The sequence below is a fragment of the Flavisericum labens genome, from assembly GCF_045446075.1.
Lineage (GTDB): Bacteria > Bacteroidota > Bacteroidia > Flavobacteriales > Flavobacteriaceae > Flavisericum > Flavisericum labens.
In genome coordinates, this window is the sequence record NZ_JBJJBQ010000009.1 from 72,172 (window position 1) to 98,089 (window position 25,918).

At 35.4% G+C, this 25,918-nt stretch carries 26 protein-coding genes; 14 read left to right on the forward strand and 12 right to left on the reverse strand.

Annotated elements, in window-relative coordinates; translation table 11 throughout:
• Positions 1 to 48: 48 nt before the first annotated feature.
• Together ACIEHO_RS13530 and ACIEHO_RS13535 are read right to left on the reverse strand one after the other, a co-directional pair.
• Complete coding sequence (locus tag ACIEHO_RS13530) at positions 49 to 378, reverse strand: MerR family transcriptional regulator (RefSeq protein ID WP_406972609.1); 330 nt, start codon at positions 376 to 378, stop codon at positions 49 to 51.
• Positions 378 to 1,349: a M23 family metallopeptidase gene (locus tag ACIEHO_RS13535; RefSeq protein WP_406972611.1), complete on the reverse strand. Its 972-nt coding sequence runs from the start codon at positions 1,347 to 1,349 to the stop codon at positions 378 to 380. Before ACIEHO_RS13535 ends, ACIEHO_RS13530 begins: the two co-directional genes overlap by 1 nt.
• Positions 1,350 to 1,532: 183 nt before the next feature.
• Between ACIEHO_RS13535 and alaS the strand changes: the two genes are divergently transcribed.
• From alaS to ACIEHO_RS13555, 4 genes are all read left to right on the forward strand, one after another.
• Positions 1,533 to 4,145: an alanine--tRNA ligase gene (gene alaS, locus ACIEHO_RS13540; RefSeq protein WP_406972613.1), complete on the forward strand. Its 2,613-nt coding sequence runs from the start codon at positions 1,533 to 1,535 to the stop codon at positions 4,143 to 4,145.
• A 90-nt stretch (positions 4,146 to 4,235) separates the two neighbouring features.
• Positions 4,236 to 5,183, forward strand: coding sequence for a GSCFA domain-containing protein (locus ACIEHO_RS13545; protein ID WP_406972615.1), 948 nt, complete (start codon positions 4,236 to 4,238; stop codon positions 5,181 to 5,183).
• Between the two features lie 81 nt (positions 5,184 to 5,264).
• Positions 5,265 to 7,115 (forward strand): hypothetical protein, encoded by a 1,851-nt coding sequence (locus tag ACIEHO_RS13550; protein ID WP_406972617.1) that lies wholly within the window; start codon positions 5,265 to 5,267, stop codon positions 7,113 to 7,115.
• Positions 7,116 to 7,594: 479 nt separating this feature from the next.
• On the forward strand, positions 7,595 to 8,209 hold the full coding sequence (locus tag ACIEHO_RS13555) for a DUF4230 domain-containing protein (RefSeq protein WP_406972619.1): 615 nt from the start codon (positions 7,595 to 7,597) through the stop codon (positions 8,207 to 8,209).
• Here the strand turns inward: ACIEHO_RS13555 and ACIEHO_RS13560 are convergent.
• A complete protein-coding gene (locus ACIEHO_RS13560; RefSeq protein ID WP_406972621.1) occupies positions 8,204 to 8,509 on the reverse strand; it encodes a rhodanese-like domain-containing protein in 306 nt (101 codons plus the stop codon). The two genes, ACIEHO_RS13555 and ACIEHO_RS13560, sit on opposite strands and share 6 nt — an antisense overlap.
• A gap of 86 nt (positions 8,510 to 8,595) precedes the next feature.
• Between ACIEHO_RS13560 and ACIEHO_RS13565 the strand changes: the two genes are divergently transcribed.
• Positions 8,596 to 9,348, forward strand: coding sequence for an enoyl-CoA hydratase/isomerase family protein (locus ACIEHO_RS13565; RefSeq protein WP_406972623.1), 753 nt, complete (start codon positions 8,596 to 8,598; stop codon positions 9,346 to 9,348).
• A gap of 20 nt (positions 9,349 to 9,368) precedes the next feature.
• Here the strand turns inward: ACIEHO_RS13565 and ACIEHO_RS13570 are convergent, their stop codons facing one another.
• The 3 genes from ACIEHO_RS13570 to ACIEHO_RS13580 all read right to left on the reverse strand — a co-directional run bounded on the left by ACIEHO_RS13570 (position 9,369) and on the right by ACIEHO_RS13580 (position 12,131).
• Positions 9,369 to 11,129, reverse strand: a complete 1,761-nt coding sequence (locus ACIEHO_RS13570; protein ID WP_406972625.1) for an aromatic amino acid hydroxylase — start codon at positions 11,127 to 11,129, stop codon at positions 9,369 to 9,371.
• Positions 11,130 to 11,288: 159 nt separating this feature from the next.
• On the reverse strand, positions 11,289 to 11,855 hold the full coding sequence (locus ACIEHO_RS13575) for a DUF4136 domain-containing protein (RefSeq protein WP_406972627.1): 567 nt from the start codon (positions 11,853 to 11,855) through the stop codon (positions 11,289 to 11,291).
• A 111-nt stretch (positions 11,856 to 11,966) separates the two neighbouring features.
• Positions 11,967 to 12,131, reverse strand: coding sequence for a DUF5522 domain-containing protein (locus ACIEHO_RS13580; RefSeq protein ID WP_406972629.1), 165 nt, complete (start codon positions 12,129 to 12,131; stop codon positions 11,967 to 11,969).
• 49 nt (positions 12,132 to 12,180) lie between these two features.
• Between ACIEHO_RS13580 and ACIEHO_RS13585 the strand changes: the two genes are divergently transcribed.
• From ACIEHO_RS13585 to hemL, 4 genes are read left to right on the forward strand one after another with little or no spacing between them, the layout of a single operon-like run.
• Complete coding sequence (locus ACIEHO_RS13585; protein ID WP_406972631.1) at positions 12,181 to 12,510, forward strand: hypothetical protein; 330 nt, start codon at positions 12,181 to 12,183, stop codon at positions 12,508 to 12,510.
• Positions 12,510 to 13,421 (forward strand): 1-aminocyclopropane-1-carboxylate deaminase/D-cysteine desulfhydrase, encoded by a 912-nt coding sequence (locus ACIEHO_RS13590; protein ID WP_406972633.1) that lies wholly within the window; start codon positions 12,510 to 12,512, stop codon positions 13,419 to 13,421. The genes ACIEHO_RS13585 and ACIEHO_RS13590 overlap by 1 nt, the downstream gene beginning before the upstream one ends.
• Before the next feature lie 2 nt (positions 13,422 to 13,423).
• Positions 13,424 to 14,227 carry a glucosaminidase domain-containing protein gene (locus tag ACIEHO_RS13595; protein ID WP_406972635.1) on the forward strand — a complete coding sequence of 268 codons (804 nt, stop codon included), beginning with the start codon at positions 13,424 to 13,426 and terminating at the stop codon, positions 14,225 to 14,227.
• A gap of 9 nt (positions 14,228 to 14,236) precedes the next feature.
• Positions 14,237 to 15,523, forward strand: coding sequence for a glutamate-1-semialdehyde 2,1-aminomutase (hemL, locus tag ACIEHO_RS13600; RefSeq protein WP_406972637.1), 1,287 nt, complete (start codon positions 14,237 to 14,239; stop codon positions 15,521 to 15,523).
• A gap of 89 nt (positions 15,524 to 15,612) precedes the next feature.
• Here hemL and ACIEHO_RS13605 read toward each other — a convergent pair whose 3' ends face one another.
• From ACIEHO_RS13605 to ACIEHO_RS13615, 3 genes are all read right to left on the reverse strand, one after another.
• Positions 15,613 to 16,077, reverse strand: a complete 465-nt coding sequence (locus tag ACIEHO_RS13605; RefSeq protein ID WP_406972639.1) for a hypothetical protein — start codon at positions 16,075 to 16,077, stop codon at positions 15,613 to 15,615.
• Between the two features lie 117 nt (positions 16,078 to 16,194).
• Entirely contained in the window at positions 16,195 to 17,376 is a 1,182-nt protein-coding gene (locus tag ACIEHO_RS13610; protein ID WP_406972641.1) for a hypothetical protein, read from the reverse strand.
• A 64-nt stretch (positions 17,377 to 17,440) separates the two neighbouring features.
• Positions 17,441 to 18,976: a hypothetical protein gene (locus tag ACIEHO_RS13615; RefSeq protein ID WP_406972643.1), complete on the reverse strand. Its 1,536-nt coding sequence runs from the start codon at positions 18,974 to 18,976 to the stop codon at positions 17,441 to 17,443.
• Positions 18,977 to 19,288: 312 nt separating this feature from the next.
• Between ACIEHO_RS13615 and ACIEHO_RS13620 the strand changes: the two genes are divergently transcribed.
• On the forward strand, positions 19,289 to 19,753 hold the full coding sequence (locus tag ACIEHO_RS13620) for a hypothetical protein (RefSeq protein WP_406972645.1): 465 nt from the start codon (positions 19,289 to 19,291) through the stop codon (positions 19,751 to 19,753).
• 31 nt (positions 19,754 to 19,784) lie between these two features.
• Positions 19,785 to 20,267, forward strand: a complete 483-nt coding sequence (locus ACIEHO_RS13625; RefSeq protein ID WP_406972647.1) for a hypothetical protein — start codon at positions 19,785 to 19,787, stop codon at positions 20,265 to 20,267.
• Between the two features lie 318 nt (positions 20,268 to 20,585).
• Here ACIEHO_RS13625 and lysS read toward each other — a convergent pair whose 3' ends face one another.
• The 3 genes from lysS to ACIEHO_RS13640 form a co-directional block, all read right to left on the reverse strand.
• The gene (lysS, locus tag ACIEHO_RS13630; protein WP_406972649.1) at positions 20,586 to 22,274 is read right to left on the reverse strand and encodes a lysine--tRNA ligase; all 1,689 of its coding nucleotides are present in this window, start codon (positions 22,272 to 22,274) and stop codon (positions 20,586 to 20,588) included.
• A 119-nt stretch (positions 22,275 to 22,393) separates the two neighbouring features.
• Positions 22,394 to 22,837 carry a DUF1573 domain-containing protein gene (locus ACIEHO_RS13635; protein WP_406972651.1) on the reverse strand — a complete coding sequence of 148 codons (444 nt, stop codon included), beginning with the start codon at positions 22,835 to 22,837 and terminating at the stop codon, positions 22,394 to 22,396.
• Between the two features lie 102 nt (positions 22,838 to 22,939).
• Entirely contained in the window at positions 22,940 to 24,001 is a 1,062-nt protein-coding gene (locus ACIEHO_RS13640; RefSeq protein ID WP_406972653.1) for a helix-turn-helix domain-containing protein, read from the reverse strand.
• A gap of 124 nt (positions 24,002 to 24,125) precedes the next feature.
• On the opposite strand from ACIEHO_RS13640, the gene ACIEHO_RS13645 reads away from it, so the two are divergent.
• The 3 genes from ACIEHO_RS13645 to ACIEHO_RS13655 are packed head-to-tail and all read left to right on the forward strand — an operon-like array spanning position 24,126 to position 25,891.
• Complete coding sequence (locus ACIEHO_RS13645) at positions 24,126 to 24,284, forward strand: YqaE/Pmp3 family membrane protein (RefSeq protein WP_406972655.1); 159 nt, start codon at positions 24,126 to 24,128, stop codon at positions 24,282 to 24,284.
• A gap of 29 nt (positions 24,285 to 24,313) precedes the next feature.
• Positions 24,314 to 25,018: a lipoyl(octanoyl) transferase LipB gene (lipB, locus tag ACIEHO_RS13650; protein WP_406972657.1), complete on the forward strand. Its 705-nt coding sequence runs from the start codon at positions 24,314 to 24,316 to the stop codon at positions 25,016 to 25,018.
• A gap of 57 nt (positions 25,019 to 25,075) precedes the next feature.
• Complete coding sequence (locus tag ACIEHO_RS13655; RefSeq protein WP_406972659.1) at positions 25,076 to 25,891, forward strand: class I SAM-dependent methyltransferase; 816 nt, start codon at positions 25,076 to 25,078, stop codon at positions 25,889 to 25,891.
• Positions 25,892 to 25,918 lie beyond the last annotated feature (27 nt).

Genomic DNA, 25,918 nt, shown 5'->3' on the forward strand with positions numbered 1-25,918 from the left:
TTATTGAATTGTATGTACTATAATGTTAGTAAGGATATGGAGCAATTGTTACAAATGTTCCTTTATTTTTGTCAATTGATTTTTGATATCTTCAAGTTTGCTAACTATTTCAAAATTACTTAAAGCTTGCTTTTTTTCTTCTTTTAGGTGAGTTTTTGCGCCTTCTAAAGTGAAACCACGTTCTTTTACTAAGTGGTAAATAAATTTGAGATTTTTAATGTCTTCTGGAGTAAATTTACGGTTGCCCTTTGCATTTTTCTTGGGCTTTAGTACATCAAACTCCTTTTCCCAAAAACGGATTAAAGAGGTGTTAACGTCAAAGGCCTTTGCTACTTCACCAATTCCATAATATCGTTTTTCGGGTAGTTCTATATGCATTAGTCTAAAGATTGGTTTTCTAAAGAAGCGTGCTCCAGTAGTTTATTAAATTCTTCCGCCGTTAAACTACCATAATAAAAGTTTATGGGGTTAATGCGGTTGTCGTCTTTGAATATTTCATAGTGTAAATGTGGTGCCTCAGAGCGTCCGGTACTGCCTACGAACCCTATTAAATCACCACGTTTTACTTTTTGGTTTCTTCTAACGTTGTATTTGTAAAGGTGGGCGTAAAGACTGGTATAGCCATAGCCGTGGTCTATTCTTATATGTCTGCCATACCCTGATGAGTTACTGTCGGCTCTTTTAACAATACCATCACCAGTGGCATAAACAGGTGTGCCTCTAGGCGCAGTAAAATCCATCCCCCAATGCATTTTTCTTACCTTGGTGAAAGGATCCGAACGCATACCATATCCTGATGCCATTCGTGTTAGGTCTTCGTTGCTTACCGGCTGAATAGCAGGAATAGCCGCTAATAGTTTTTCTTTTTCTTTAGCAAGTACTGCAATTTCGTCAAGCGATTTAGATTGCACAACAATTTGTTTTTGGAGAATGTCTAATCGTTTGTTACTTTCTATAATTAATTCAGAATTATCAAAGCCTTCCAAACTTTTGTATCGGTTAATACCTCCAAAACCAGCTTTACGCTGCTCTTCCGGAATGGGGTTGGCTTCAAAATATACGCGGTAAATATTGTTGTCCCTTTCAGCGACATTGGCCAAAACAGCTTCGGCCTGTCCCATTTTTTTGTTCAGTAATTCAAACTGTAGCTTTGTGTTTTCAAGTTCGCGTTTAAAAGCACGTTCTTTAGGCGATTCAATGTACTGGCTGGCGATAAAAACAAATATAAAAGCAAAAAAACCAGAAGCTAAGATAAATAAAGAAGCGTACTTAAACGTGGTTCTTTTTTTACGCTCTATCTTTCGGTAAGAAAGCGATTCTGGATCGTAGTAATATTTTACCTTACTCATTTCTTAAATTATACTATTTTTGCGCTTTATAAACTTTAATTACAAGACGCAAATTTTAAAAAAAACGAACAAACCAATAAAATATTATTAGCAAATTGGTTTGGTTACTCAAAATTAGGGAAAGTAAAGATAAAAATAGTTTTGTAATTAAAGCCAAATAACCGAAAAGAGAATAATTTATATATGAAGTCTCAAGACATCCGTTCTAAGTTTTTAAGTTTTTTTGAAGAAAAAAAGCATAGCATTGTGCCATCGGCTCCAATGGTACTAAAAAACGATCCTACTTTAATGTTCGTAAATGCAGGTATGGTGCCCTTTAAAGAATACTTTTTAGGGAATGCCACACCAAAGAATGCTCGACTAACCGATAGTCAAAAGTGTTTACGTGTTTCTGGTAAGCATAACGATTTAGATGAGGTAGGCTACGATACCTATCACCATACCCTTTTTGAAATGTTGGGCAATTGGAGTTTTGGCGATTATTTTAAGAATGAAGCGATTGCATGGTCTTGGGAATTGTTAACCGAAGTTTTTGGGATAGACAAAGATATTTTATATGTTACTGTTTTTGAAGGAAGTGAAGAAGATGGTCTGGGAATGGATACTGAGGCATACGACCTTTGGAAACAGCACATTTCTGAGGACCGTATATTAAAAGGAAATAAAAAAGACAATTTCTGGGAAATGGGCGATCAAGGTCCGTGTGGACCGTGTAGTGAGATACATGTGGATATTCGTTCTGCGGAAGAGAAAGCCAAAATTCCGGGAAAAGACCTAGTGAACCAAGATCATCCGCAAGTGGTAGAAATTTGGAATTTGGTTTTTATACAGTACAACCGAAAAGCCAGCGGAAGCCTAGAAACGTTACCAAATAAACATATTGATACCGGAATGGGTTTTGAGCGCCTTTGTATGGTGCTTCAAGGCGTTCAATCAAATTACGACACCGATGTGTTTACGCCGATAATCCGTGAGTTGGAGACCATTACTGATAAAAAATATGGCAAAGATGAAATGACCGATGTTGCCATTCGCGTGATTTCAGATCATGTTCGAGCAGTGGCATTTTCAATTGCCGATGGGCAGTTGCCAAGTAGTACGGGCGCCGGTTATGTTATTCGAAGAATTTTACGCCGTGCCGTGCGTTACGGATTCACCTTTCTAGATAAAAAGGAACCATTTATTTACAGGCTGGTTGATGTGTTGAGTGAAAAAATGGGGCAAGCTTTTCCAGAAATCAAAAATCAAAAAAGGCTGGTGGAGAATGTGATAAAGGAAGAAGAGCAGTCGTTTTTACGCACTTTAGACCAAGGTTTGGTTCTTTTAAATAGAATTGTTGAAGAAACTAAAGGTGATACTGTTTCGGGTGAAAAAGCTTTTGAATTATATGACACATATGGTTTTCCAATAGATTTAACCGGATTGATTCTTTCTGAAAAAGGATTAAAGCTAGATGAAGAAGGTTTTAAGGAAAAACTTCAAAAGCAAAAAGAGCGTTCGCGTGCGGCAAGCGAAATTAATGCTGATGATTGGGTTGTTTTACGTGACGATGCCGAAACTGAATTTGTGGGATATGACATGTTAGAAACTCTAGTAAAACTTACCCAATACCGAAAAGTAAGTACCAAGAAGGATGGGGATATGTATCAATTGGTGTTCAACATAACACCGTTTTACCCAGAAGGTGGAGGACAAGTAGGAGACAAAGGCTATTTGGAAGGAGCTCATGGTGATGTAGTTTATATTTTAGATACCAAAAAGGAAAACAATCTGATTATCCATTTTGCAAAAAACTTACCAGAACATATCAATGAGTCGTTTAAAGCCGTTGTTGATCAAACCCATAGGAGCCAAACCGAGTGCAACCATACAGCAACGCACTTGTTGCACCAGGCACTTAGAGAAGTTTTGGGTACTCATGTTGAACAAAAGGGTAGTGCTGTAAATGCGGAGTATTTACGTTTCGATTTTTCACATTTTTCAAAATTAACACCTGAAGAATTACAGGATGTAGAGGATTTTGTAAACCGTAGAATCGATGGAAAATTGCCTTTAGAGGAAAAACGAAACGCGCCAATAGAGGAAGCTGTAGCTGAAGGCGCAATGAGCTTGTTTGGTGAAAAATACGGAGATACAGTCCGTTCTGTTCGTTTTGGCAAATCCATTGAGTTGTGCGGAGGAACACATGTTGATAATACGGCCGATATTTGGCACTTTAAAATTATTACAGAAGGCGCAGTGGCTGCAGGAATTCGTCGTATCGAGGCTATTACCAATAATGCAACTAAAAATTATTATTTTGATAATAATCAGGCATTTATTGAAATGAAAGCTTTGCTTAACAACACTAAAGAACCAGTGAAAGCCCTTGTAAATTTACAGGACGAAAACAATGCGCTTAAAAAGCAAATAGAATCTCTTTTAAAGGATAAGGCCAAGAATATTAAGAGTGATTTAAAAAACGAACTGCAAGAAGTTAATGGCGTTCAGTTTTTAGCCAAAAAGTTGGATTTAGATGCTGGTGGATTAAAAGATGTTGCTTTCGAGTTGGGCTGCGAGCATAACAATCTGTTCCTGCTTCTAGCTACTGAGCAAAATGGCAAAGCGCTCTTGTCATGTTACATTTCAAAAGAATTGGTGACCGAAAAAGGTTTAAATGCTGGGCATGTAGTACGAGAGCTTGGAAAATTCATCCAAGGTGGCGGCGGCGGACAGCCATTTTTTGCTACTGCTGGGGGTAAAAACCCTGATGGGATTAATGCTGCTTTAAGTGAAGCAAAAAAATATATAGAATAGCTAGTTCTGAAAGTGTAAAGTTTCAAAGACTAAAGTTTTAAGTTCTAAACTTTGTAACTTTATGTCTTTGAAATATAGCAGCCTGAATTAATGAAACTTCAAACCCAAATACCGCTAAATAAACAGCCTCATAATCTAATTGATTACCAGTCTAATATGTTACTTTTGGGTTCATGTTTTTCAGATAATATTGGAAAAAAACTGAACTATTTCAAGTTTAAAAATCTTCAAAATCCGTTCGGTATTTTATTTCAGCCCAAAGCCATTGAAACTTTGGTTGAAAAAGCTGTTAATAATTACAATTACTCAGAACAAGATGTGTTTTTTCACAATGAACGATGGCATTGCTTTGATGCACATTCTAAGTTGAGTGAGGTTTCAAAAGAAGATTTGTTACACCAATTAAATTCTAAAATTAAATCAACCCACGAACAAATAAAAAATGCAAGCCATATTGTAATTACTATAGGTACAGCTTGGGTTTATAGGTTTTTAGAATCTGATATTTTGGTTGCCAATTGCCACAAAGTGCCACAAAAACAGTTTAAAAAAGAACTGTTGTCGGTTGAAGAGATTTTCACTTCCGTGAAAAACATAATCAATCTAATTAATGAAGTCAATCCCAAATCGGCAATAATTTTCACTGTGTCACCAGTGCGCCACTTAAAAGATGGTTTTGTTGAAAATACCCAAAGCAAAGCACATTTAATTTCTGCTATCCAAAAGGTTATTTTGGATGCTAAAGGGCTGTACTTTCCTTCTTATGAAATTATGATGGACGAACTTCGTGATTATCGATTTTATGAGGCCGATATGATACACCCCAATCAAACGGCTATCAATTATATTTGGGAAAGGTTTCAACAGGTTTGGATGTCTTCAGATTCCTTTAAAACTATGGAAGAGGTTGATACTATTCAAAAAGGACTTTTGCATAAACCATTCAATCCAAATTCTGAGGCCCACCTCCAGTTTCTTCAAGGTTTAGAAGTTAAAACAAAACAACTTAAGTCTCAATTTCCCGACATTGTATTTTAAAGTATACCTAATTCATCGAATTGCTTTTATTTGTTTAAAGTTGTAGATTTGAGGAACTATTAACCAATAAAACATTCAACAATGAGAGATATAAAAAAAATAGTGATGCTCGTAGTAGCTTTGTTATTAGCCCATGCAGGATGGTCTCAAAAAACAGCACCAGACTACCAATATGCTTTTGATGGACAGGTAAAATGGCTAATACTACACGAATCTGGTACTCTATTAGCATCGACAGGGGAAGCATTAACTGGGATCAGGCCGAATAGCCATGAAGTTTCCTTCAAACTAGAGCGACTTAAACGGGTTAAGGAGGAACACTTAGAGTTTGTTCCGAATACCCCATACGTAATTATCAAACCTCGAGGCATTTTCATGCACACAGTAGTGGTAGATGTGGTTAAGGGTAAAATTGTATTCGATTCAAAAGCTGAAAATTGGCAAAACGGAGTTTCAAGCAGGCATTTTTTGGGCCCTGAAATGATGTTTGTAGTCAATGGAATGCATAAGGAAGAAGGAAATAAGTATACTGCAGGGGTTGGTCTGTATGATTTGAAAACAGGTAAGCTTGTAAATATTTTTGAGCGGAAACCTACAAACCCAATGATAGGACAACCTGATATTATGGGTGATAATATTATTATACCGGGAATGAAAAATGTGGAATGTTATTCAATAAGCTCGGCTGTAGTAAGATGGACGGCAGACATTAAAAATGCAACAAGTATTGTTACCAATGAAGATTCAAAGGAGGTTTATGCATTCCGATCAAAAGGTGATAACACGGTTGTTTATAAAATTAATTCTGATACAGGTGCATCATTGTGGTCAGAAGGCAATAAAATAAAAGGTGTTATTTCAACCGTAGAGTTTACCGAACACGGATTGGCAATCGTAACTAATATTTTGAGTGGTGGGAGTAAACTGATGAGTAAACTAAAAGGATCGGGAACCTCAAAAGTCTATCTTTTAGATTTGAATTCAGGTGCCGATTTATGGGATAAGTCGCCTAAAACGAAAGGCATTATCAGTCACTTTTATATTGAGGATGATGGTATTCTTTTCGGAGTTTCTGACGGAGGGATAAATAAAATGGGTTTTGATGGTACTCCACGGTGGAAAAAACCTTTAAAAACAGGTCCTAGTATACAAATTATGGCAACAGTTCCCAAAGGACTTCTTTATATATCTGAAACAGATGCCGATATTATAGATATGGCAACTGGAGAGTCGGTTTTTGGTAAACCTATTAAATATAAGCGTTCTGTAGCAGTAGCTTCAGCGTATGACAAATCTAGAAATCGATTTCTCATTACTTGTAAAGATGGCGTTTATGAAGTAGATGGCAATAGTGGCGCTTATGATTTGATAGCCAATGATACAAATTTTGAAGGTAAAGAAGACCCAACAAATATTGAGGTCAGGGATGAAGGTATCTTGCTAACTTCTTCGCAGAATATGGAAATGTTAGAATTTCAAGGCAATTCAAATTGGCATGTTTACCACCGCGCACCTGGCAAAAGCGCATTCGGGCTTGCTGTTGTAGGTGTGTTAACCTTAGCATCTGCTACTGCATCCATATCGCATTCAGCGTCTGCTGGGTACATGAAAGGAGCAGGAGTCCCATCTTACAATAGCACGGTTCAATACCATGAACAACAGGCAGAAAGCTGGGCAAATGTTACAGATGCGGGATTTCAAGAAATGGCAAAACGTTTTAAAGCAACCAAGGCAACAGCCAATTCAGCTTTTATTTTAACTAAAGTAGATGAAGGAGTAGCCTTGATTAAAGTTGATAAAGACTCAGGAGAAACATTAAGTGAAGTTGTAATTAATGATAAAAACCCTATGTATGAGGTTGACGATATTGCAGGATTTCTTTATTACAAGGACAAAGGAAACAACATAAGTGCTTTCGATTTAAACAACTAAATCTTGTTGTCGATATTTTTTATGATTAAGTGTAATATTGACACTATTACGCTTAACCTTTTATTATAACATTTTGTCGAAAAATTAGTTGATATTCAATATATTAAGTTAAATTTATTACGCTATTAATCAGTTCATATCAAAAGGCATCAATTTTTAAAAATGGCAAACCATTTTTAAAATTGGTGTTTTTTTGTTGTGAAATATTTGTTCTTGATAATACCGCTTGTAGACCCGAAATTACTAGTATCGATATGATTTTTCAAAGTTTTAAATAGAACTTAATAATCTCTTAACTTTAAGATAAAACTTATTTAGGACAAATAGAATAATTTTACATCGTACAAAAAAAATAGTTTTTACATTAGTTAGACTTCTTATGTCGAAGGAAACTAATGTTTTTTTTGCTTCATATTTAAGGTTTAAATTGCTCTTCTAATAAGTAGAGTTTCTTTCTAAATTATTCATAACTTAGCTTTATGAGAAAAATTCTGTTTGGCGTTTTTATCACTTTAGTGGTCCTTTTTACTTTTAAGTATTGTGATGAAAAACGAGAAGACAAGTTAGTACTTCGTGAAAATTCAGCACTTATTCAAGAACAAGTAAAAAATGTGGGTAAACTTATAGTTACCGAAGGCCATTTTAGTGAAGTATTCAATTATAAGAATTCAAAGGATATTTTTAGCGATTATTTTACTGTTGAAAAGAAAGCTTTGGTGATTGTTAATGCCGACGTTACCATAGCCTACGATTTAAGTAAAATTGAGTTTGAAATAGATGAAGACACCAAAACGTTAACTATTTTGAGCATTCCTGATGAAGAAATTAAGATTAGTCCCGATTTTGAATATTATGACATTCAAGCCGATTTTTTAAATCCTTTTGAAGCCAAAGATTATAATGACATAAAAAATATTGTTAAGGTTTCATTGAATAAAAAAATTGCAGCTTCCGACTTAAAGAAGAATGCCAAAAACAGACTGATAAGTGAACTTTCTAAATTCTATATTCTCACCAATTCTTTGGGGTGGACTATGCAATACCATCAAACGCCTATCTCCACGCCCGAAATGCTTGAAAGTATAGAGCTATAATTTACTTTTCAGGCTAATCCATCCGCCACCGTTTGTTGCATCAATATTATTCAGGTTTAAAAATTTGGCAGCTTTAGCCGATCTCACACCACTTTGGCAACAAACAATCACGGGTTTGTTGAGTCGTTTAATTTTATCAACCTTTTCGGTTAAATTATCCAGAGGGACGTGCATAGCCCCCTCAATATGTCCAGCATCCCATTCTTTTTTGGACCTAACATCTAAAATTAAGGCACCTTTGTCTAAATAGCGTTGTACCTGTCGTTTTTTCGAACCCAAAATAAAATCTAAAAATCCCATAATTTGTACTTTTTTTAAAACTAGCTAAATATTATTACAAAATGAAATTTGTATATTCAACTTTTAAATAAATTGCTGTTAAAAATATGGAAAACCCATACGTTACCCTAAAAATTGAAAACAATGTTGGTTATATTGAATTCTTCCATCCCAATAAAAATTCGATGCCCAGTGAAGTTTTGAACGAATTGGAACAATCCATAGTTAGCGCGGGAAGCAATGATGAAATTAGAGTCATTGTTTTAAAAAGCGGTGGTGATAGAACATTTTGTGCTGGAGCAAGTTTTAAAGAACTTATTTTGATTGAAGACGCCGAAACAGGCAAAGACTTTTTTATGGGTTTTGCAAACGTTTTAAACGCTATGCGGAATTGCCCAAAGCTAATTGTCGGCCGTGTGCAAGGAAAAGCTGTTGGAGGAGGTGTTGGTTTGGCAGCAGCAACAGATTATTGTTTGGCCACAAAATACGCATCCATTAAGTTGAGTGAATTAACCATTGGTATTGGTCCTTTTGTTATTGAACCTGTAGTTTCAAGAAAAATTGGAAGTGCTTGCTTGTCGCAAATGACTATAAATGCCGAAACGTTTTTTTCTGCTGACTTCGGAAGGGAAAAAGGATTGTTTGGTGAGGTGTTTGATACTACTGAAGCCTTAGACGAAGCCGTTAAAAGTTTAGCCGAAAAATTGGCGACTTATAATCCTGATGCTCTCAAAGAAATGAAAATAGTGTTTTGGAAAGGCACCGAAAATTGGAGCACACTGTTGCCCGAAAGAGCTGAAATTAGTGGTAAACTGGTGCTAAGTAAGTTTACCAAAAAAACGCTAGAAAGGTTTAGGTAACATAGCACTATGGTTTAAAGCTATTGGCTAATAGTTGTATTCTGTGTAATCCCTAACCCATCATCAATTAAGTGCCCCACTTCAGGTCTATTTTGTTTAATCAGCTCCAAGTGCTTTAAAATACTGGCACATAATTTTTTTTCACCGCCCTTAAAGGCCAACTCATAAAGTTCAACGGGCAGCAACCAATCGTTTGGGTGTTTTTCAATAAGTTGCTCCAAAACTTTGGTCCTGGAAATGGTTTGGTTTTTTTCTTCTCTGTAATCTTTAACCTGTTGGTACAGGAGTTCAAGCTCGATACGTTCCTTTGATTTTTTTAAATGAATGGTTTCCGAAGAAGTTTGGTGCGTTATCAAATCAAAACTATTTTGGTCCGCTGGACCAGAAAATGCAGAAACTACTTCTTTGCCAATAGCCATATTGTAAACACCCCATTCGGGCTTAAATAAAATTGTGTCGTGGTGTATAACCGTGCAGTTTTTAAAGCTTATTAATATGATTTTTCCTTGAAGATTACGTTTGCCGGTAATAATTTCACCCGATACTGTTATGCCTCCGTCAAATTCTAAGTTAACTGTTTCTTCTTCATAAATATTGTAAGCACTCAAATCTCTTGGGCTCATGTCTTCAATGGCTAAATTAATGCCTTTAAGTTTTCCAATGGGAAACCCAAACCCTTTTTTATGGGTATCTGTGCCGTGACCAACCAGTTCTTTTTCTCGGTAAGAAAGTGCTGTTTTCTCATATGTTTGAACATAAATGGGATTTCCTTCATGCTCAATAACTTTTTGAAAAACACTTGATATTTGTAGACCTGTACTTAACTCAATAGTCCCCAAAGCTTCAGATTCAATAAGTTTGGTAACCCCCATTAGTCCACCTTTGCGTAGCGCCATGGTGTTGGCAAATTCTTCTAAAACCAAGCTTAAATGTGCAAAATCTGGCGTAACGTATAGCTGTGGCTGTGGTTTGGTAATATCAAAATCTTGGTAAGCGGCTTCAATAGTATACCGTTGTTTCTTTACTTCATCTGTTAGACACCAAGCACTTTCTCCAATGGAAGAAAGCAATCCGGCACCATAAATTTTAGGGTTTGCAATTGTGCCAATCAGACCGTATTCTACCGTCCACCAATGTAGGTTTCTTATCAAAGCCATTTCACTGGGTTTGCCCATGTTTTTTTGAAGGTCTTCTACTTTTTTTTCCGCCGAAGTGGTATCCTCATCTTTCGTATTTGGAGCTTCTTTTATAATGGACAAGTGCCGTACGGCCTCGTAAAGTTCATAATCTTTAGCCGACGAAATGGCTTTGCAGCCAATTTCTCCAAAGCGCCTTAAATATTCGGCATACTCTGGGTTTGCGATAATGGGGGCGTGGCCAGCACCTTCGTGTATAATGTCTGGAGCAGGCGTATATTCAATATGCTCCAATTGCCTGATGTCGCTGGCGATAACCAAGACATTATAAGCCTGAAATTCCATAAAGGCATTTGGAGGAATAAAACCGTCAACAGCCACAGCAGCCCAGCCAATATCTTTTAAAATACGATTCATGCCATACATGTTAGGAATGCTGTTAACAGAAATACCTGTTTGTTTGAGCCCTTCAACATAAGACTTATGTGCAACCTGACTTAAAAAATTGACATTTTTCCGCATCACGTAGCGCCAAACCGCTTGATCTATAGCAGAATATTGCTCATAATTTTGAGGTTTTATAAACTGTTTTAAGTGTTCGGGCAAACGTTTTAAAATAGGATTGGGTTCTATATTATTGGACATAAACACATTTTTATCGACTTACATAAAAATACGAAATATTATAAGGAATTAATTTTTGCAAGGAGTTATTACTAAAGATTGTAATATAATGTCCTTTAACCTTACAAGTAATGCTAAATAAAAAAAAGGCAACTCACTGAGTTGCCTTTTTTTTATTTATTATTCTTTTGCTTCTGGCGGATATTTCTGCATAATTTCAGAAACAAACTCCTTTATACGTTCTTCTTTTTTATCCATGTTTTTACTTAGGTAACCTGTGCCCATGCCTTGCCAAACCAGTTCCTTCTTGTCGGCATCAATAAGGTCTATATAAAGTGTGCCTTGGGTACTTACCGATGTGCTTGGTTGGTTCCAGCCCCATCCCCATCCGGGTCCATAGCCGCCCCAAGGACCCCATCCGCCCCATCCCCAGGCACCGTATCCCCATGCGTTGTTATAAACATCAACACGCTGTTGGGATTTGGTAAAAAGACTAACTAATAAATCGGGATCATCAGATTTTGTAAAGCCTTTGGTTAAAAGTTCGGCTTCGATGGCGCGTAGTATTCTACGTTTGTCTAAATCACTTATTTCGGCTTTATCTATACCAGTTTTAAAAAAAGCGAAGGTCTTATAATCGGTAAACGTTGCTTTTCTGTCGTAATCCGCAGCTACTCTTATCGAACTGCATGAACTAATTACAATAAGCAAGGCCAAAAGGGGTATGGTTTTTAGTAATGTTTTCATAGCACAATAAAATTTAAGGTTCTTAGATTGAATTATTTCTTAAAAAGCTGCTTTAGCATACTTTATTATATAGCATCAATAATCATACCAAGGGCAGGCTTATATTTAGTGCTAATTTTTCATGGTATTTGTTTTATTGTCATAACCGTATGGGCAATGTCTGCATCCACTTTGGCAGCAATAGCCACGTTTTAAGTGGTATTGTTTTGTAAAACAACGGTAACCTTCGGGCGTTAAATAATAATCACCATCTTCAATCGGAACAATTTTTTTCATTTCATACAAAGATAATGTAATTTGGATTGATTTTTGAAACGAGTAAAACGTGATTTTTATTTCAAAATATTTAGTTCCACGAGGCTATACAGGAATAGCCATATTTCCTTTTGTGCTTTTACAATCAAAAGATTTAATAGATGACCGAGTTTTACTGAATCATGAAAAAATTCACTTAAATCAACAATTGGAACTATTGATTGTGCCGTTTTACATTATTTATTTTTTGGAGTTTATAATTCGCTTAATTCAATATAGGAATTGGAAAAAAGCTTACGGTAACTTGTCTTTCGAAAGAGAAGCCTATCGTAACGAAAGTCGATTAGATTATCTAGACGAACGACCATTTTGGGCATTTTTGAATTATCTTCGCAGTTGATGGATTTCAAGCTTCAAAATAGTATTAACCAAAAAGTGAAACTTCCCGAAGAATTGGGTGTTGAGTTGTTTGTAAAGCGCGAAGACCGCATTCACCCCTTTGTTTCAGGAAATAAATACCGAAAGCTAAAATATAATTTAGTTGAAGCCAAAAATCAAGGTTCTGGGACCTTGTTGACATTTGGCGGTGCTTTTTCAAACCATATATCGGCGGTGGCTGCAGCAGGAAATAACCTTGGGTTTAAAACCATTGGTGTTATTCGTGGTGAGGAACTTCAAAATAAAATAGAAGAAAACCCGACGTTGGACTTTGCAAAGAAAAATGGCATGCAGCTTAAATTTGTATCGCGCGAAATTTATCGAGAAAAACATTCAGAAGCCTTTCAAAATATTTTAAAGGAAAGGTTGGGAGAGTTTTATTTAATTCCAGAAGGTGGAACAAATGCTTTGGCTGTTAAGGGGTGCGAAGAAATTTTAAATGAACAGGATAAACAGGTTGATTACGTTTGTTGTGCCGTTGGTACAGGCGGGACAATTGCAGGACTTATTAATTGTTCAAAACCTAGTCAACAAGTTTTGGGTTTTCCCGCTTTAAAAGGTAACTTTTTACAACAAGATATTAGTAAATTTGCAAACAAGAACAATTGGGGACTCATCAGCGAATACCATTTTGGGGGGTATGCCAAAATAAATGAAGATTTGATTACATTTATTAATCAATTTAAGACCAATTATAGTATACCGCTAGACCCCGTTTATACGGGTAAAATGATGTTTGGTCTTTTGGATTTAATTGATAAAAACTATTTTCCAAAAGGTTCTAAAATATTAGCCATTCATACCGGAGGTTTACAAGGAATTGACGGAATGAATGCTGTGCTGAAAAAGAAAAAATTACCAATAATTATTTAATAATGAAGAAGATATTTATAGTTTTTTGCGTTGCAACTTTCCTGTTTAGTTGTAAGTCCAAAAAGGCCGTCGTCACCAAAAGAACAAATCAAATTGAAAGAAAAACGGAAACTTCTGAACCGTTATCAACGAATCAAACTTCTACAACCACAAAGGTTTACGCCAATAATACCGAGCGTTATATTGATGAGTTTAAAGATGTGGCGCAAAACGAAATGAAATTATACGGTATTCCCGCAAGTATAACATTGGCACAGGGGATTTTAGAATCAGCTTCGGGGCGGGGTAGGCTATCGGTAGAAGCCAATAACCACTTCGGAATTAAATGCCATGAATGGACTGGAGCTAAAATTTATCATGATGACGATAAAAGACAAGAGTGCTTCAGAAAGTATAAGGATGCCAAATATTCTTTTAGAGACCATTCACTTTTTTTAACCGAACGCAGGCGGTATTCAGGGCTTTTCAATTTAAAATTGGAAGATTACAAAGGCTGGGCAAGAGGACTTAGGGCTGCCGGTTATGCTACCGATAGAAAATATCCTCAAAAACTTATTAGTTTAATAGAGCGGTATAATTTGCATGATTTTGATAAAGCTGTTTTAGGAAAATCTTATACCAAGTACGAACCCGAGTTGGTCGAAAATAAGCGTACCACATACACGGTTTCAAAAGGGGATACATTATATTCTATTTCCAAAAGATACAATACAACAGTAGAAGAACTTCAAAATTTAAATGGTTTAAATAGTACGACACTGAGTATTGGTCAGGTTTTACTGGTTAAGCCAATATCAAAAAATTAAAAAATATTTATGGTTTATAAACGAAGCAGTGCATTATTTGCCGAAGCAGAAAAAGTAATACCGGGTGGTGTGAATTCTCCAGTTAGAGCTTTTAAAGGAGTCGGTGGAACGCCCATTTTTGTTAAAGAAGCAAAGGGTGCTTATTTATATGATGAAGATGATAATAGGTTGATTGATTATATCAATTCATGGGGGCCAATGATTTTAGGTCATGCCTATGAGCCTGTAGTAAATTCTGTGATTGATAAAGCAAAAAAAGGCACATCTTTCGGGATGCCCACAGAAATTGAAACTGAAATTGCGCAGCTAGCTGTGTCGATGGTGCCTAATATTGATAAAATTCGTTTTGTCAATTCTGGTACAGAGGCTTGTATGAGTGCGGTACGTTTAGCTCGTGGTTTTACGGGAAAAGATAAAATTATAAAATTTGCAGGGTGTTACCATGGTCATTCCGATTCGTTTTTAATACAAGCCGGTAGTGGTGCTAGTACCTTCGGAACGCCTAACAGTCCTGGTGTTACCCAAGGTACAGCTAAAGATACATTATTGGCTAAATATAATGATATTGAAAATGTTAAGGAAATTATTGAAGCCAATAAGGACGAAATCGCCTGTATTATTATTGAACCGGTTGCCGGAAACATGGGCTGTATTCCTCCTAAATCTGGTTTTTTAGAAGGCTTAAGAAAATTGTGTGATGAACACCAAGTATTGCTGATTTTAGATGAAGTGATGACCGGTTTTCGGTTAGCCAAAGGAGGGGCTCAGGAGCTTTTAGGAATTCAAGCAGATATTGTTTGTTTTGGAAAAGTAATAGGAGGCGGTTTACCGGTTGGTGCATTTGCCGCAAGAAATGAAATTATGAACCATTTGGCGCCGTTAGGCCCTGTTTATCAAGCAGGGACTTTAAGTGGAAACCCGTTGGCCATGGCAGCAGGTTTGGCCATGTTAACCGAATTGAATAATGATTCAGATATTTTTAAGCGCTTGGCTGAAAAAACTGAGTATTTGCACAAAGGAATAGCTGAAGTTCTAAACATAAATAATATTGTTCACACCATCAATAGAACAGGGTCTATGATTTCCGTGCATTTTGATGAAGGAGCAGTAGTCGATTTTGATACGGCATCAAATGGAAACAACGACACGTTTAAGAAATTTTTCCACGGGATGCTCAATCAAGGTGTTTACATTGCCCCTAGTGCTTTTGAAACCTGGTTTATTACAGACGCATTGACTTATGATGATTTAGATTTTACAATAAACGCCGTAAACGATGTGGCAAAAAGTTTATAGATATTTTGAAAAAGCTAAAAAAGAAAACGCATTTCCATAGAAGTAGGAAATGCGTTTTCACAACTAAACTAAACTAAAATCAATCAAATTTATTTTTTGTGGCTTCTCTTTTTTATGGCCATTTTTTTGTTGCCTTTTGAGCTTCTTCTTGCTTGAGATTTCTCCCATTTGGCGTACTGCTCTTCGTTTAATACCTTTTTCATTTTAGCCTTCATAGCAATTTGATGGTCCAGTTTGGCATTCATCATTTCTAAACGTTTTTCTTTGGATGGCCTTTCTAGGTTTCCACTTTCTTTATTAGTTTTCCAAGCCTCAACCATTTCTTTTCGTTTTGTAGCATTTTCAAGATTTATTTCATGAATCTCGTCTTGTTGGGATTTCGTCAAATCTAAGTTTAAGGTCATTTTTTTTGTTCTCAAAGTAGCAGATTCTTCTGGGGTAAGGGTTTGCATTAAGTGCATTTTGTCCTTTTTTTCAACCTTCATTGCGTCTTGGGCAAAGGCAATACCTTGCGCAGAAACAAAGGCTATTGCGATGATAATTAGCTTTTTCATTTTTATTGCTTTTTTAGGTTCTTTCTATTAATAAGACCTTGCAAAATAAAAAAGGTTTAATCAGTGCCGTTTTTTAACTCCAAGTTAACATTTAGGTGATTTTCTGGAAAGAGGAGGTTACTTTAGGAAAGGAAGTTTTAAGCTAATGCCTGTTTGGAAGTCAGGGGCGTTGTTCACTTCAAAATCTTCTTTTATATAAATGGAAAGTTTAAAATTGGGCTGGCCGTATGTGTAAATAAAATTCCAAGTTTGCATGGTGCTATATAATGTGTAGACCCCATTTTGCCAACCTCCATTTATTTCGCGCCATTTACCCAACAGCTTAAAATAACCATATTCTTCTTTTCTGTTATATCTAGTTTGGGCTTGAAAGTTTATTCCAAAAGCATTATAGTTGCCTTTTTTTGTGTATTTGGTTATTTCAATGTGCGATTCAATAGTACCCAAATAGTTGTTGTTTCCTAAATCTATTACTTCCTTAAAGTTGATTAGGTTTTTTCTAAGGACATTCGCACCAAAAGCTAAATGTATTTGATAGTTGTTTTTTAAGTTGAATTTTTTTACTGCATTTGCCGATAACCCCGCATCAACAGACGAATTGAACCTGGAGGTGTTTAACCCTAAATGGCTTCCAAAATTGATAAAAATATTAAGGTTTTTATTGATTCCGAAATCTGGGTAATAATAATGGCTAAGTTCGATACCACCAAGGAAAAAGTTGTTTTGGCGTAATTCCATCGTGTTTCCGTTTCGGTCTAAATATCTGAAATTAACCTGGTTTAATCCGTAGTATCGTCTTCCATATGGGTCTTCCCCTCCAGCTACGTTGCTGTGAAACCATTCGATGCTTTCGTCGCTCGTAAAAAGAGAAAAAGGGTATTTGCCTTTGGCGATAAAATAATGCCTAAGGTTTAAGCTCAGTTCGTGCCGTTTGTTAATGGGGAAATCAAATTTTAGCCTAAACTCCTTGATTATCGCATCAATCACAATATTCATATAGTCGGCTGGCGTATTTTCTTGGTCCATGAAAGTAAAAGGGCGGTCGTGCCATTTTATATTGCTTAAACGCTTTCTTACTTCGGGGTCCTTGGGGAAATAGGCCTCAACATAGGGCTGGAAGTTGTTTCCACTGATATAGTCGAAAGTGAATATGGGCTTTTTAGAGGGTGTATTTTGAAAATTGGTGTTTATTCTTGAACTGAAAATACCAAAGTGGTGCGTTGCCAATAAACTGGGTTTGTCAATGCCATTTTTAAAGTAAAGACTATCTTTATCTTGGCCACCTGCATAAAGCCACAAAAAGCATAGATATAAAAAAAACGAGGTTTTTATCATCGGGCAAAAATAAATAAAGATTATATAATTATCGCTCTATAATGGGTTTGGTTTTCAATTCGCCTTGGGCTTGCTCAACCAATTTTAAGGTGGTTTCGTATAGTTTGGTTTGATTCATTTTGCTTTTTAGCCAACAGTAAAAACTCATCACGAAAATATCTTCTTTGTGGGTTTCTTTCCAATCAAATGCATATTCGAGTTTTTCTTTAAATGCTTCATTGGTAATGGTTTCAGGATTTTTATAATAGGCTTCAATAAACGTTATATAAGTGATTACGCGCTTTTGTTTAATGCTTTTTAAATAGGGGTAATATGAACGCTTAAAGCTTAATAATCTAGATTCAACTAAGTCTATATTTTGTAATTCTATGTGTAGAAGTATTTCTATCAAGTTCTTTTTTATCACCCATTCTTTGCCTGCTTTTTCAGTATACCAAGTATCGGTATGGTAAAATTTCGAAAATATGCTGTGTGCTTTTTTAAGGTCATTTTTCTGAAAATAAAACATGATTAAACTTAAATGGATATCTAGTAAAGCTTCTATGTCGTTATGTTTTTGATTAGTGAAGGGTTCTAGGGTTTTAATGGCTAGGTCTTGGTTGTTGCTGTAATTGAAGTTGAGTGATAATAAGAGGTTGTATTTTAATTTAAAAGTATTAAAATATTGTTTCTTGTTCATAATCATGAGTTTGTGCATCTGCTCCAAGTTGCTCATAGATTCATCAAATTTTTTATTTCTGAATAAAGCATTCGCAATGGCATGCAGGATTTGAATATGATAAAAGAGTTGTTTTTTATGATGTTTTTGAGAGATAATAGCCTTGTATGACTGGATTAAAAAAGGTTCTATATTTAAATAGTCCTTGCTTATAAAGGCTGAAAAACTTACAATACTTATTAGTTGATAGAGTGATTTGAAGGACAGATAATCATCTGTTTTTATATTATGTTCTTTAAGCGTGTTGGTTAATAGGGTTTCAAAATCTAATACGGCGCCTTGGTAGGTGATTTTATTTGATAGCCTTCTGATTTTTGCATATACCAAATTGAGTTCTTCTTCGATTAAGATGGCCTTTTGATTGTCCTTAAACTTTAAGATGAGTGCATTTAGATTGCCTGTAGGAATGGCATGGGCATATTCAATTTTGGTGTGGTAAACCTCGTTTAAAAGTGTGAACAAATCATTGGTCTTAGCCAGAGTTTCTGCTTTATCCAAAATGCTATAGCCTACTTTGAATTGCTTCTGCGCCATAAATGATTTTGAAGCCAAAATGTACTTAATAATTTGCATTTCGGTAGTAGTGTCTTCCTGTAAACTGATATTGGCCTTAAAATCAATAATCGATTCATGCAGTCTTTTCCTTAAAGCGTGGTATGCACCTTTTTTATCTTCATTATAAAGCTTCAAACACATGTCTTTTGAACTGAGGTCATGCTTTAGCACGAGCTTAAATAATTCGGTATTTTTTGTGTCGTTTCGCTTATTCTTTTTTTCTAGATAATTAAGGAACTTCCGTTGTTCTTCAACCGAAAACGACAATACTATGCCTTTTAAATCAATCATTTTATCGTAAGTAAAAGTGTTATACAATATAGTTAATATAATATTTATAAATGTATTTTATTAAAAAATATCGTAAGTAAGTTTTGAAAATTGTGTTTCGGATAAAAAACGAATTTCGCAGTTTTGTCTCATAATCATTAAAACAAAAAATTATGAAACCTATTTTTAAAACAGTGTTTATTGTTTTATTGGTATCAGTTCCTATATGTTATTTCGATGAATTGTTAGGGGCGATATCGACAGGCTATAATAATAGGATTTACTATTTAGTAAATAATGTAATTGCTGGTAATCAAATTGTAGGCCTATAGTATGCAGCTGAAAAAGTTAAATATGGCCTTTGTGGTTACAACGGGAATCTCTGTTGTGATTTTTGTTTACCTCGTTTTTTTAGGTTATGATGAAATAAAAACCTTTAAAGATGTAGTAAAAATAATAGCATCTATTTTGTTTCCCATACCCATGTTGTTTTTTGTTCGTTTCATTTTAATTGAACATTTTATACCACAAAATACTGAAGCTTATAAACTTCAAAATCAAAAGCCTGCCACCATTTTGTTATTTACAACTGTTTTACTAGGGGTTGGTACAATGCAAATTTTGGAGTTTTTTACCCACCAAAAATTGGAAGACAACTTAATTTTCGCCCATCTAATAAACTCTACAGCTGTGAGCTCTTATGTGCTGAACTTTATTTTATATAATAATTTAAGGGGCAATGGGATTTTAAGCGGCATACTTCTGGCATTGGCCATTCATGTGTTCTTTTTGTCCTAATTAATAAGTATAATCATCAAAATTTAATATTATGAATCAAGTGTTTTTTAACAAGTCTGAAAAAAGTAATTCTACAAAACGCGAAATGTTATTTACATTTCAATCTATAATTGTAATTGGTTTATTGGTGTTTACCACCATTGCCTTTTTCTTTTACAATAACCTTTCAATAATTAAAGGCATTAAGGTTGTTTTTGCTCCATTTTTATCAGTGGTGCCTTTGCTATTTGTGTTATCTATTTTAAGGGACTTACGAAAAGGGTTTGTCGAGGGAAATTACAGTAAACAAGAGGTGGTTAAGTTTTGTTTAGTGGCTCTAGGTGTTACCTTGGCTTTTACAGGCATTACTTTTTTAATGTCTAAAATTGGGGCTTTGGAAATTTTATTGGCGGCCATAATGGCTATTTTATGTGCTGTATTTTTTTTAAGAAGTAAAATCAAGGATATTTTAGGGATGTCCATCATTACGGGAATTGCAGAAGGCATCATTATATATATGATTTTTTTGTTTTGATGATTGGTTAGTTAACCCAAAACCCTGTTGCTTTTATTAGTAGCGGGGTTTTAAATAGCACAGGAATTAGAGTAAAAACCTTTGAATTTGGCTAAGGACTTTCTTAAAAAAATTAACATGTCGTCTATGTAATCTTAATGAACATATAAAACTGTAAATGTGAGTGTTAAATATTTCAAAATTAATTTTTTACATGTGAAATAATTCGTCTATTTGTACTGTTAGTTTAGTTAGTGCATTAGTAAGATGCAAAAAAGTTAAAGTTTAGTTTGTTAATTAAAGCCAGTTATTTGTAACTGGCTTTTTTTATTGGATGAATTAAATCACCTCAACAAACAAGCCGTCATCAGTTTTTTCAACCTTGGCTAGGTTATTTTTGGTGAGTTCCTTTATGGATTTGTCCCATTTTTTATTTGAAAGTCCCGATTGCGTTTTTAAATCTGCTAGTTCAGTTTTTTCTAATTTTTTCAAAATTTCAAAAACAGCTTTGGTATCTTCACTAACTGCAACGGCCTTTTTTTCTGGTCGCATTTGAGGGAAGAACAATACTTCTTGGATTGATTGGTTATTGGTTAAGAACATAATTAAACGGTCCATCCCAATACCCATCCCCGATGTAGGAGGCATACCGTATTCTAGTGCGCGAAGAAAATCATGGTCTATAAATTCAGTAGCTTCATCATCACCTTTTGCAGCTAATTTCAACTGATGTTCAAAACGCTCACGCTGGTCAATTGGGTCGTTAAGCTCAGAATAGGCGTTGGCTACTTCTTTACCGCAAACCATAAGTTCAAAACGTTCTGTTAGTTCTGGATTGTCTCGATGTTCTTTACATAGCGGACTCATTTCTTTTGGGTAGTCTGTAATGAACGTTGGCTGTATGTAGTTGCCTTCGCATTTTTCGCCAAAAATTTCGTCAATCAATTTCCCTTTACCCATAGTGTCATCTACTTCAACACCCAAATCTTTGGCGGCCTGGCGTATTTCAGCTTCACTTTTTCCCGTAATGTCGAAACCAGTAAATTGTTTAATAGAATTGGCCATTGTTACGCGTGCATATGGCGCCTTAAAATCTATTTCATGCTCACCAAAAGTCACTTTTGTTGTGCCGTTTACTACATTGGCACAATATTCTAACAGTCGCTCGCAAAAATCCATCATCCAATTATAGTCTTTGTAAGCCACATAAATTTCCATAGCTGTAAACTCTGGATTATGGGTTCTGTCCATGCCTTCGTTACGGAAGTTTTTAGAAAATTCGTAAACACCATCAAATCCACCAACAATTAGCCTTTTTAAATACAATTCGTTGGCAATTCGCATATATAAAGGAATGTCTAATGTGTTATGATGCGTAACAAATGGGCGGGCCGCAGCACCACCTGGAATAGGTTGTAATATGGGGGTTTCTACTTCAAAATAACCAGCTTCATTAAAAAACTGGCGCATGGCGTTAAATAATTTGGTGCGTTTTACGAATACGTCTTTAACTTGTGGGTTTACAACCAAATCGGCATAACGTTGTCTATAACGTTGCTCCGCATCAGTAAACGCATCATATACTTTGCCATCTTTCTCTTTTGGAAGGGGAAGCGGTTTTAAAGCCTTACTAAGAAGAGTAAAGTCTTTAACCTTTATTGTTTTTTCACCTACTTTGGTTTTAAACAATTCGCCTTCAATACCTATAAAATCACCAAAATCGAGTAGTTTTTTGAAAACTTCGTTGTATTTGGTTTTGTCTTCACTAGGGCAAATTTCATCACGGTTAAAATACACCTGAATTTTTCCTTCAGCATCCTGTAGTTGGGCAAAACTAGCTTTCCCTTGAATTTTTACCATCATCAAACGTCCGGCTATAATCACTTGTTTGCCTTCTTCAAATTGGTCTTTCACCTGTTTTGAAGTATGGTTTACCGGATACAATTCCGCTGGATAAGGGTTGATGCCTAAATCGCGAAGTTTGTTTAATTTCTCTCTTCTAACTAATTCTTGTTCTGAAAGTTGCATGCTAATTTTTGATTTTGAATTCGGCCTTTTTACAGACGAGTGCAAAATTACGTTATTTTCAAAAAATTAGCATACAACTATCTAATTGATTTTTACTGTACGGAGATAAAAATTTGAAGTTATTTATTAGCAGGCGCTGGTTCTGGTTTTAAAACGGTGCCTTTAATTCTGATGATTTTTGTACTTTCTGAGGCGTTAGAAACCACAGTGATGGTTTTTTTGAAAGCGCCAATTCTGTTAGTCGCGTATTTAACCTTAATTTCGCTAGAGTCACCAGGTAGAATAGGTTCTTTGGCGTAAGATGGAACGGTGCAGCCACAAGACGTTTTTACGTTTGAAATTACAACAGGCGCATTACCTGTGTTTGTAAATGTAAAGGTGCGTTCGCCATTGGCGTTTTGCTGAATTGTTCCGTAATCAATTACATCGGTTTCAAATGATAAAACCCCAACTATTTCTTTGCTAGTTTCTTCTTGAGAAAAACTTGTTGCAGAAAGAAATAGCAAGGCTAACAGAAATAAAGTAGATTTTAAGTTTTGTTGTAATTTGATAATCTGGTTCATAATGATTTTGTTTTTGATTATATCAACACAAACATCATAAAATACTTTCGAAAAAAGTGTTTTTTATGGGTTGAAAAGAGTACTAGTACCCAGGTTGATATTTCATATGGTTTTGTTAAACAGTGATTTAACCTCTTTTCGAGATTGCACGTTTAGCTTTTTGTAAATGTTGTTTATATGAGTTTTTACGGTGCTTATACTTACAAAAAGGGCATCGGCAATTTCTTTGTTGGTCTTTTCAAGTAGTAAAAGGTCCAAAATATTTTGTTCTTGCTTGGTGAGTTGTTCCTTGGCTTTTATAACCGAATTAATCTTGTGTTTTCGGTTTGAAAGCCAAAACCAAAGATTGTAACTTACTGAAACAGCTAGCAGAATATAAAGTAAATAATTCCAGTTGATAGCAGATTCCGACGAGCTGTTAATAATATATTTATCAGAATTTAGTTCAGACTTGTATTGTGAGGAATAGGTGGAATTGGGATAACGCTTTTCTAACCGGAATAGCAAACCTTCGTAGTAATCATTATTTTTAAGGTCTTCTAAATAATGCTCATGAAAATTATTTCCTCTATTGGATAAAAAGGAATAAACATAGAGTTCTGCAAGGGGCTCGTTAAGGTTCTTTCCGTAATCCTGAAGTGTTTCAAACCACTTTTTGGTGTTTAATTTGCGGTTGGCCTCGCTTCGAAATTCACTAAATGCAAATTTCATTTCTTCTTTTAAGGAATCAATTTTTACAAATGCCGACGATTTTTGGTTTGTTGATTTGATATCGCAAAACATTTGATTCCCAAAAGTAACGGGCAAAACAATGGTATCTGTATTTTTTGCTATGAAAACAACTTCCTTGCTGTCATCGCAATGACCATCAAAATGATTTTGGTTTTGTTCGTTTTCAAAACAGTTATCTACGTGTATTCTGTAAATACGGTTTTTGCTTTCCAATTGATTCCCTTTAAAGCTAAAATAACCTAAGCTATCGGTGCTTGTTCTGGCCACAATTTGTTCAAAGTACACACCAGAAATTTTTCGGTAATCTTCAATTACAGAAAGGTAAACATAATTGTGCCACTGGTTGTTGTCAATATGTCCAGTAAATTTATATTGAGCATTACCTGCAAAGCCAACAAGCATTAAAAAGCCTATAAACAGTGTTCTTGCCATGCCACTAAACTACTAATAAATTATTTAAAATTATATCGAATAATTAAGTCAATATTTTTGTAACAAAACCAATTTCTCAACGTCAAATAAGTAAATCATCAATCAATAAAAATTAAATATTAAAATGAGTTTTTGGAGAGTTATACTTTCAATTATCTGTCCACCGCTTGCAGTTATCGATAAAGGTTGCGGTTCCATTATTATTGTTTTTCTGCTTTGGCTATGTGGTTGGGTTCCAGGCGTCATTGCGGCATTGGTTATACTTAATAACCCGAACCGCTAAAACATAAAATTATCGTAATTTTGCGGACTATGAATAAAAATGTTCAACTGCAAGATTTAGGCTTTAAAGATTACAAACAAACTTGGGATTTTCAAGAGCAATTGTTTAGGGGTATTGTTGATGCCAAGATTAAAAACAGGCGAGAGGATACCAATTACGAAACCAACAACTATTTTTTGTTTGTTGAGCACCCACATGTTTATACTTTGGGTAAAAGCGGCGATTTATCTAATTTATTAATAAATGAACAGCAACTTACCGAAAAAGGTGCCGCATTTTATAAAATAAACCGTGGGGGCGATATTACCTATCACGGGCCCGGACAAATTGTGGGCTATCCCATTTTAGACCTCGATAACTTTTTTACCGATATACATAAATACCTTCGCTTACTTGAAGAAATGATTATTTTAACCTTGGCCGAATATGGCTTAAAAGCTGAACGTAGCGATGGCGAAACTGGTGTTTGGCTAGATGTGGGCACTCCTTTTACACGTAAAATTTGTGCCATGGGTGTACGTGCCAGTCGATGGGTGACTATGCATGGCTTTGCGCTAAATGTTAATGCTGATTTGGGATACTTCGATAATATTATTCCTTGTGGTATTCGCGGTAAAGCTGTTACTTCTTTAAATGTTGAACTAGGGAAAAAGCAAGTGGATGAAGGAGAGGTTAAAGAAAAACTACTGAAACATTTTTCAAATCTTTTTGAAGCGCAATTTGTAACTGCATAAAGAACAATATTCCCGTCCCTTTTGCGTAATTTTAATTCGTATATAACACGATTAGAAATGGATTCTAACAAGAAGATTTATTTTGAAACCAATAAACAAACCTGGAACCAAAAGGTAAAGGCGCATGCCGAAAGCGATATGTACAACCTTGAAGCGTTTAAACAAGGAAAATCTTCCTTAATGCCGTATGAGTTGGAAGCTTTGGGCAATGTTGATGGAAAATTGTTGTTGCATTTGCAATGCCATTTTGGACAAGATACCTTAAGTTGGAGTAGGATGGGAGCTATTTGTACAGGGGTTGATATTAGTAACGAAGGTATAAAGTTGGCAAAAAATCTAAACGATGAATTGCAATTGAACACCCGATTTGTTTGCTGTAATGTTTTGGAAACTTCAAAATATGTAAAAGACCAATTCGATATCGTATTTACCAGTTATGGCGTAATAGGTTGGCTACCCGATTTAAAACCTTGGGGCAAAATGATTGCTGAACGTTTAAAGGTAGGTGGTATGTTTTTTATGGCTGAATTTCATCCCATAGTTTGGATGTTCGATAATTTAGAAGAACCACCGAAAATGAAATACGGCTATATGCAAGACGAGGTGATTTACGAAGAGTACGAAGGTACATATGCCAACGAAGATGCTAAAATAACAAGTAAAGAATATGGCTGGAACCACGGATTGAGCGAAGTCGTTAATGCGTTAACCGAAGCCGGATTACATATTGAGTATTTAAATGAATATAACGAAAGCCCATACAATGTGTTGCCCAATTTAACCGAAACAGAAAATGGTATGTTTGTTTTGAAGGATAAATTATACCCTTTGATTTTTTCTTTGAAGGCGACGAAAAGGCAATCTTTCGTTTAAGGGTTCGGTATAAGCAGTCGTTCCATT

Bases quoted from the DNA above. Each gene is read 5' to 3' on its own strand.
- ACIEHO_RS13640 (WP_406972653.1), bottom strand. From the start codon at position 24,001: ATGGCAAGAACACTGTTTATAGGCTTTTTAATGCTTGTTGGCTTTGCA.
- ACIEHO_RS13615 (WP_406972643.1), bottom strand. From the start codon at position 18,976: ATGATTGATTTAAAAGGCATAGTATTGTCGTTTTCGGTTGAAGAACAA.
- ACIEHO_RS13570 (WP_406972625.1), bottom strand. From the start codon at position 11,129: ATGTCCAATAATATAGAACCCAATCCTATTTTAAAACGTTTGCCCGAA.
- ACIEHO_RS13580 (WP_406972629.1), bottom strand. From the start codon at position 12,131: ATGAAAAAAATTGTTCCGATTGAAGATGGTGATTATTATTTAACGCCC.
- ACIEHO_RS13530 (WP_406972609.1), bottom strand. From the start codon at position 378: ATGCATATAGAACTACCCGAAAAACGATATTATGGAATTGGTGAAGTA.
- alaS (WP_406972613.1), top strand. From the start codon at position 1,533: ATGAAGTCTCAAGACATCCGTTCTAAGTTTTTAAGTTTTTTTGAAGAA.
- hemL (WP_406972637.1), top strand. From the start codon at position 14,237: ATGGTTTATAAACGAAGCAGTGCATTATTTGCCGAAGCAGAAAAAGTA.
- ACIEHO_RS13560 (WP_406972621.1), bottom strand. From the start codon at position 8,509: ATGGGATTTTTAGATTTTATTTTGGGTTCGAAAAAACGACAGGTACAA.
- lipB (WP_406972657.1), top strand. From the start codon at position 24,314: ATGAATAAAAATGTTCAACTGCAAGATTTAGGCTTTAAAGATTACAAA.
- ACIEHO_RS13535 (WP_406972611.1), bottom strand. From the start codon at position 1,349: ATGAGTAAGGTAAAATATTACTACGATCCAGAATCGCTTTCTTACCGA.
- ACIEHO_RS13625 (WP_406972647.1), top strand. From the start codon at position 19,785: ATGAATCAAGTGTTTTTTAACAAGTCTGAAAAAAGTAATTCTACAAAA.
- ACIEHO_RS13635 (WP_406972651.1), bottom strand. From the start codon at position 22,837: ATGAACCAGATTATCAAATTACAACAAAACTTAAAATCTACTTTATTT.
- ACIEHO_RS13575 (WP_406972627.1), bottom strand. From the start codon at position 11,855: ATGAAAACATTACTAAAAACCATACCCCTTTTGGCCTTGCTTATTGTA.
- ACIEHO_RS13565 (WP_406972623.1), top strand. From the start codon at position 8,596: ATGGAAAACCCATACGTTACCCTAAAAATTGAAAACAATGTTGGTTAT.
- ACIEHO_RS13545 (WP_406972615.1), top strand. From the start codon at position 4,236: ATGAAACTTCAAACCCAAATACCGCTAAATAAACAGCCTCATAATCTA.
- ACIEHO_RS13555 (WP_406972619.1), top strand. From the start codon at position 7,595: ATGAGAAAAATTCTGTTTGGCGTTTTTATCACTTTAGTGGTCCTTTTT.
- ACIEHO_RS13655 (WP_406972659.1), top strand. From the start codon at position 25,076: ATGGATTCTAACAAGAAGATTTATTTTGAAACCAATAAACAAACCTGG.
- ACIEHO_RS13645 (WP_406972655.1), top strand. From the start codon at position 24,126: ATGAGTTTTTGGAGAGTTATACTTTCAATTATCTGTCCACCGCTTGCA.
- lysS (WP_406972649.1), bottom strand. From the start codon at position 22,274: ATGCAACTTTCAGAACAAGAATTAGTTAGAAGAGAGAAATTAAACAAA.
- ACIEHO_RS13605 (WP_406972639.1), bottom strand. From the start codon at position 16,077: ATGAAAAAGCTAATTATCATCGCAATAGCCTTTGTTTCTGCGCAAGGT.
- ACIEHO_RS13595 (WP_406972635.1), top strand. From the start codon at position 13,424: ATGAAGAAGATATTTATAGTTTTTTGCGTTGCAACTTTCCTGTTTAGT.
- ACIEHO_RS13550 (WP_406972617.1), top strand. From the start codon at position 5,265: ATGAGAGATATAAAAAAAATAGTGATGCTCGTAGTAGCTTTGTTATTA.
- ACIEHO_RS13620 (WP_406972645.1), top strand. From the start codon at position 19,289: ATGCAGCTGAAAAAGTTAAATATGGCCTTTGTGGTTACAACGGGAATC.
- ACIEHO_RS13590 (WP_406972633.1), top strand. From the start codon at position 12,510: ATGGATTTCAAGCTTCAAAATAGTATTAACCAAAAAGTGAAACTTCCC.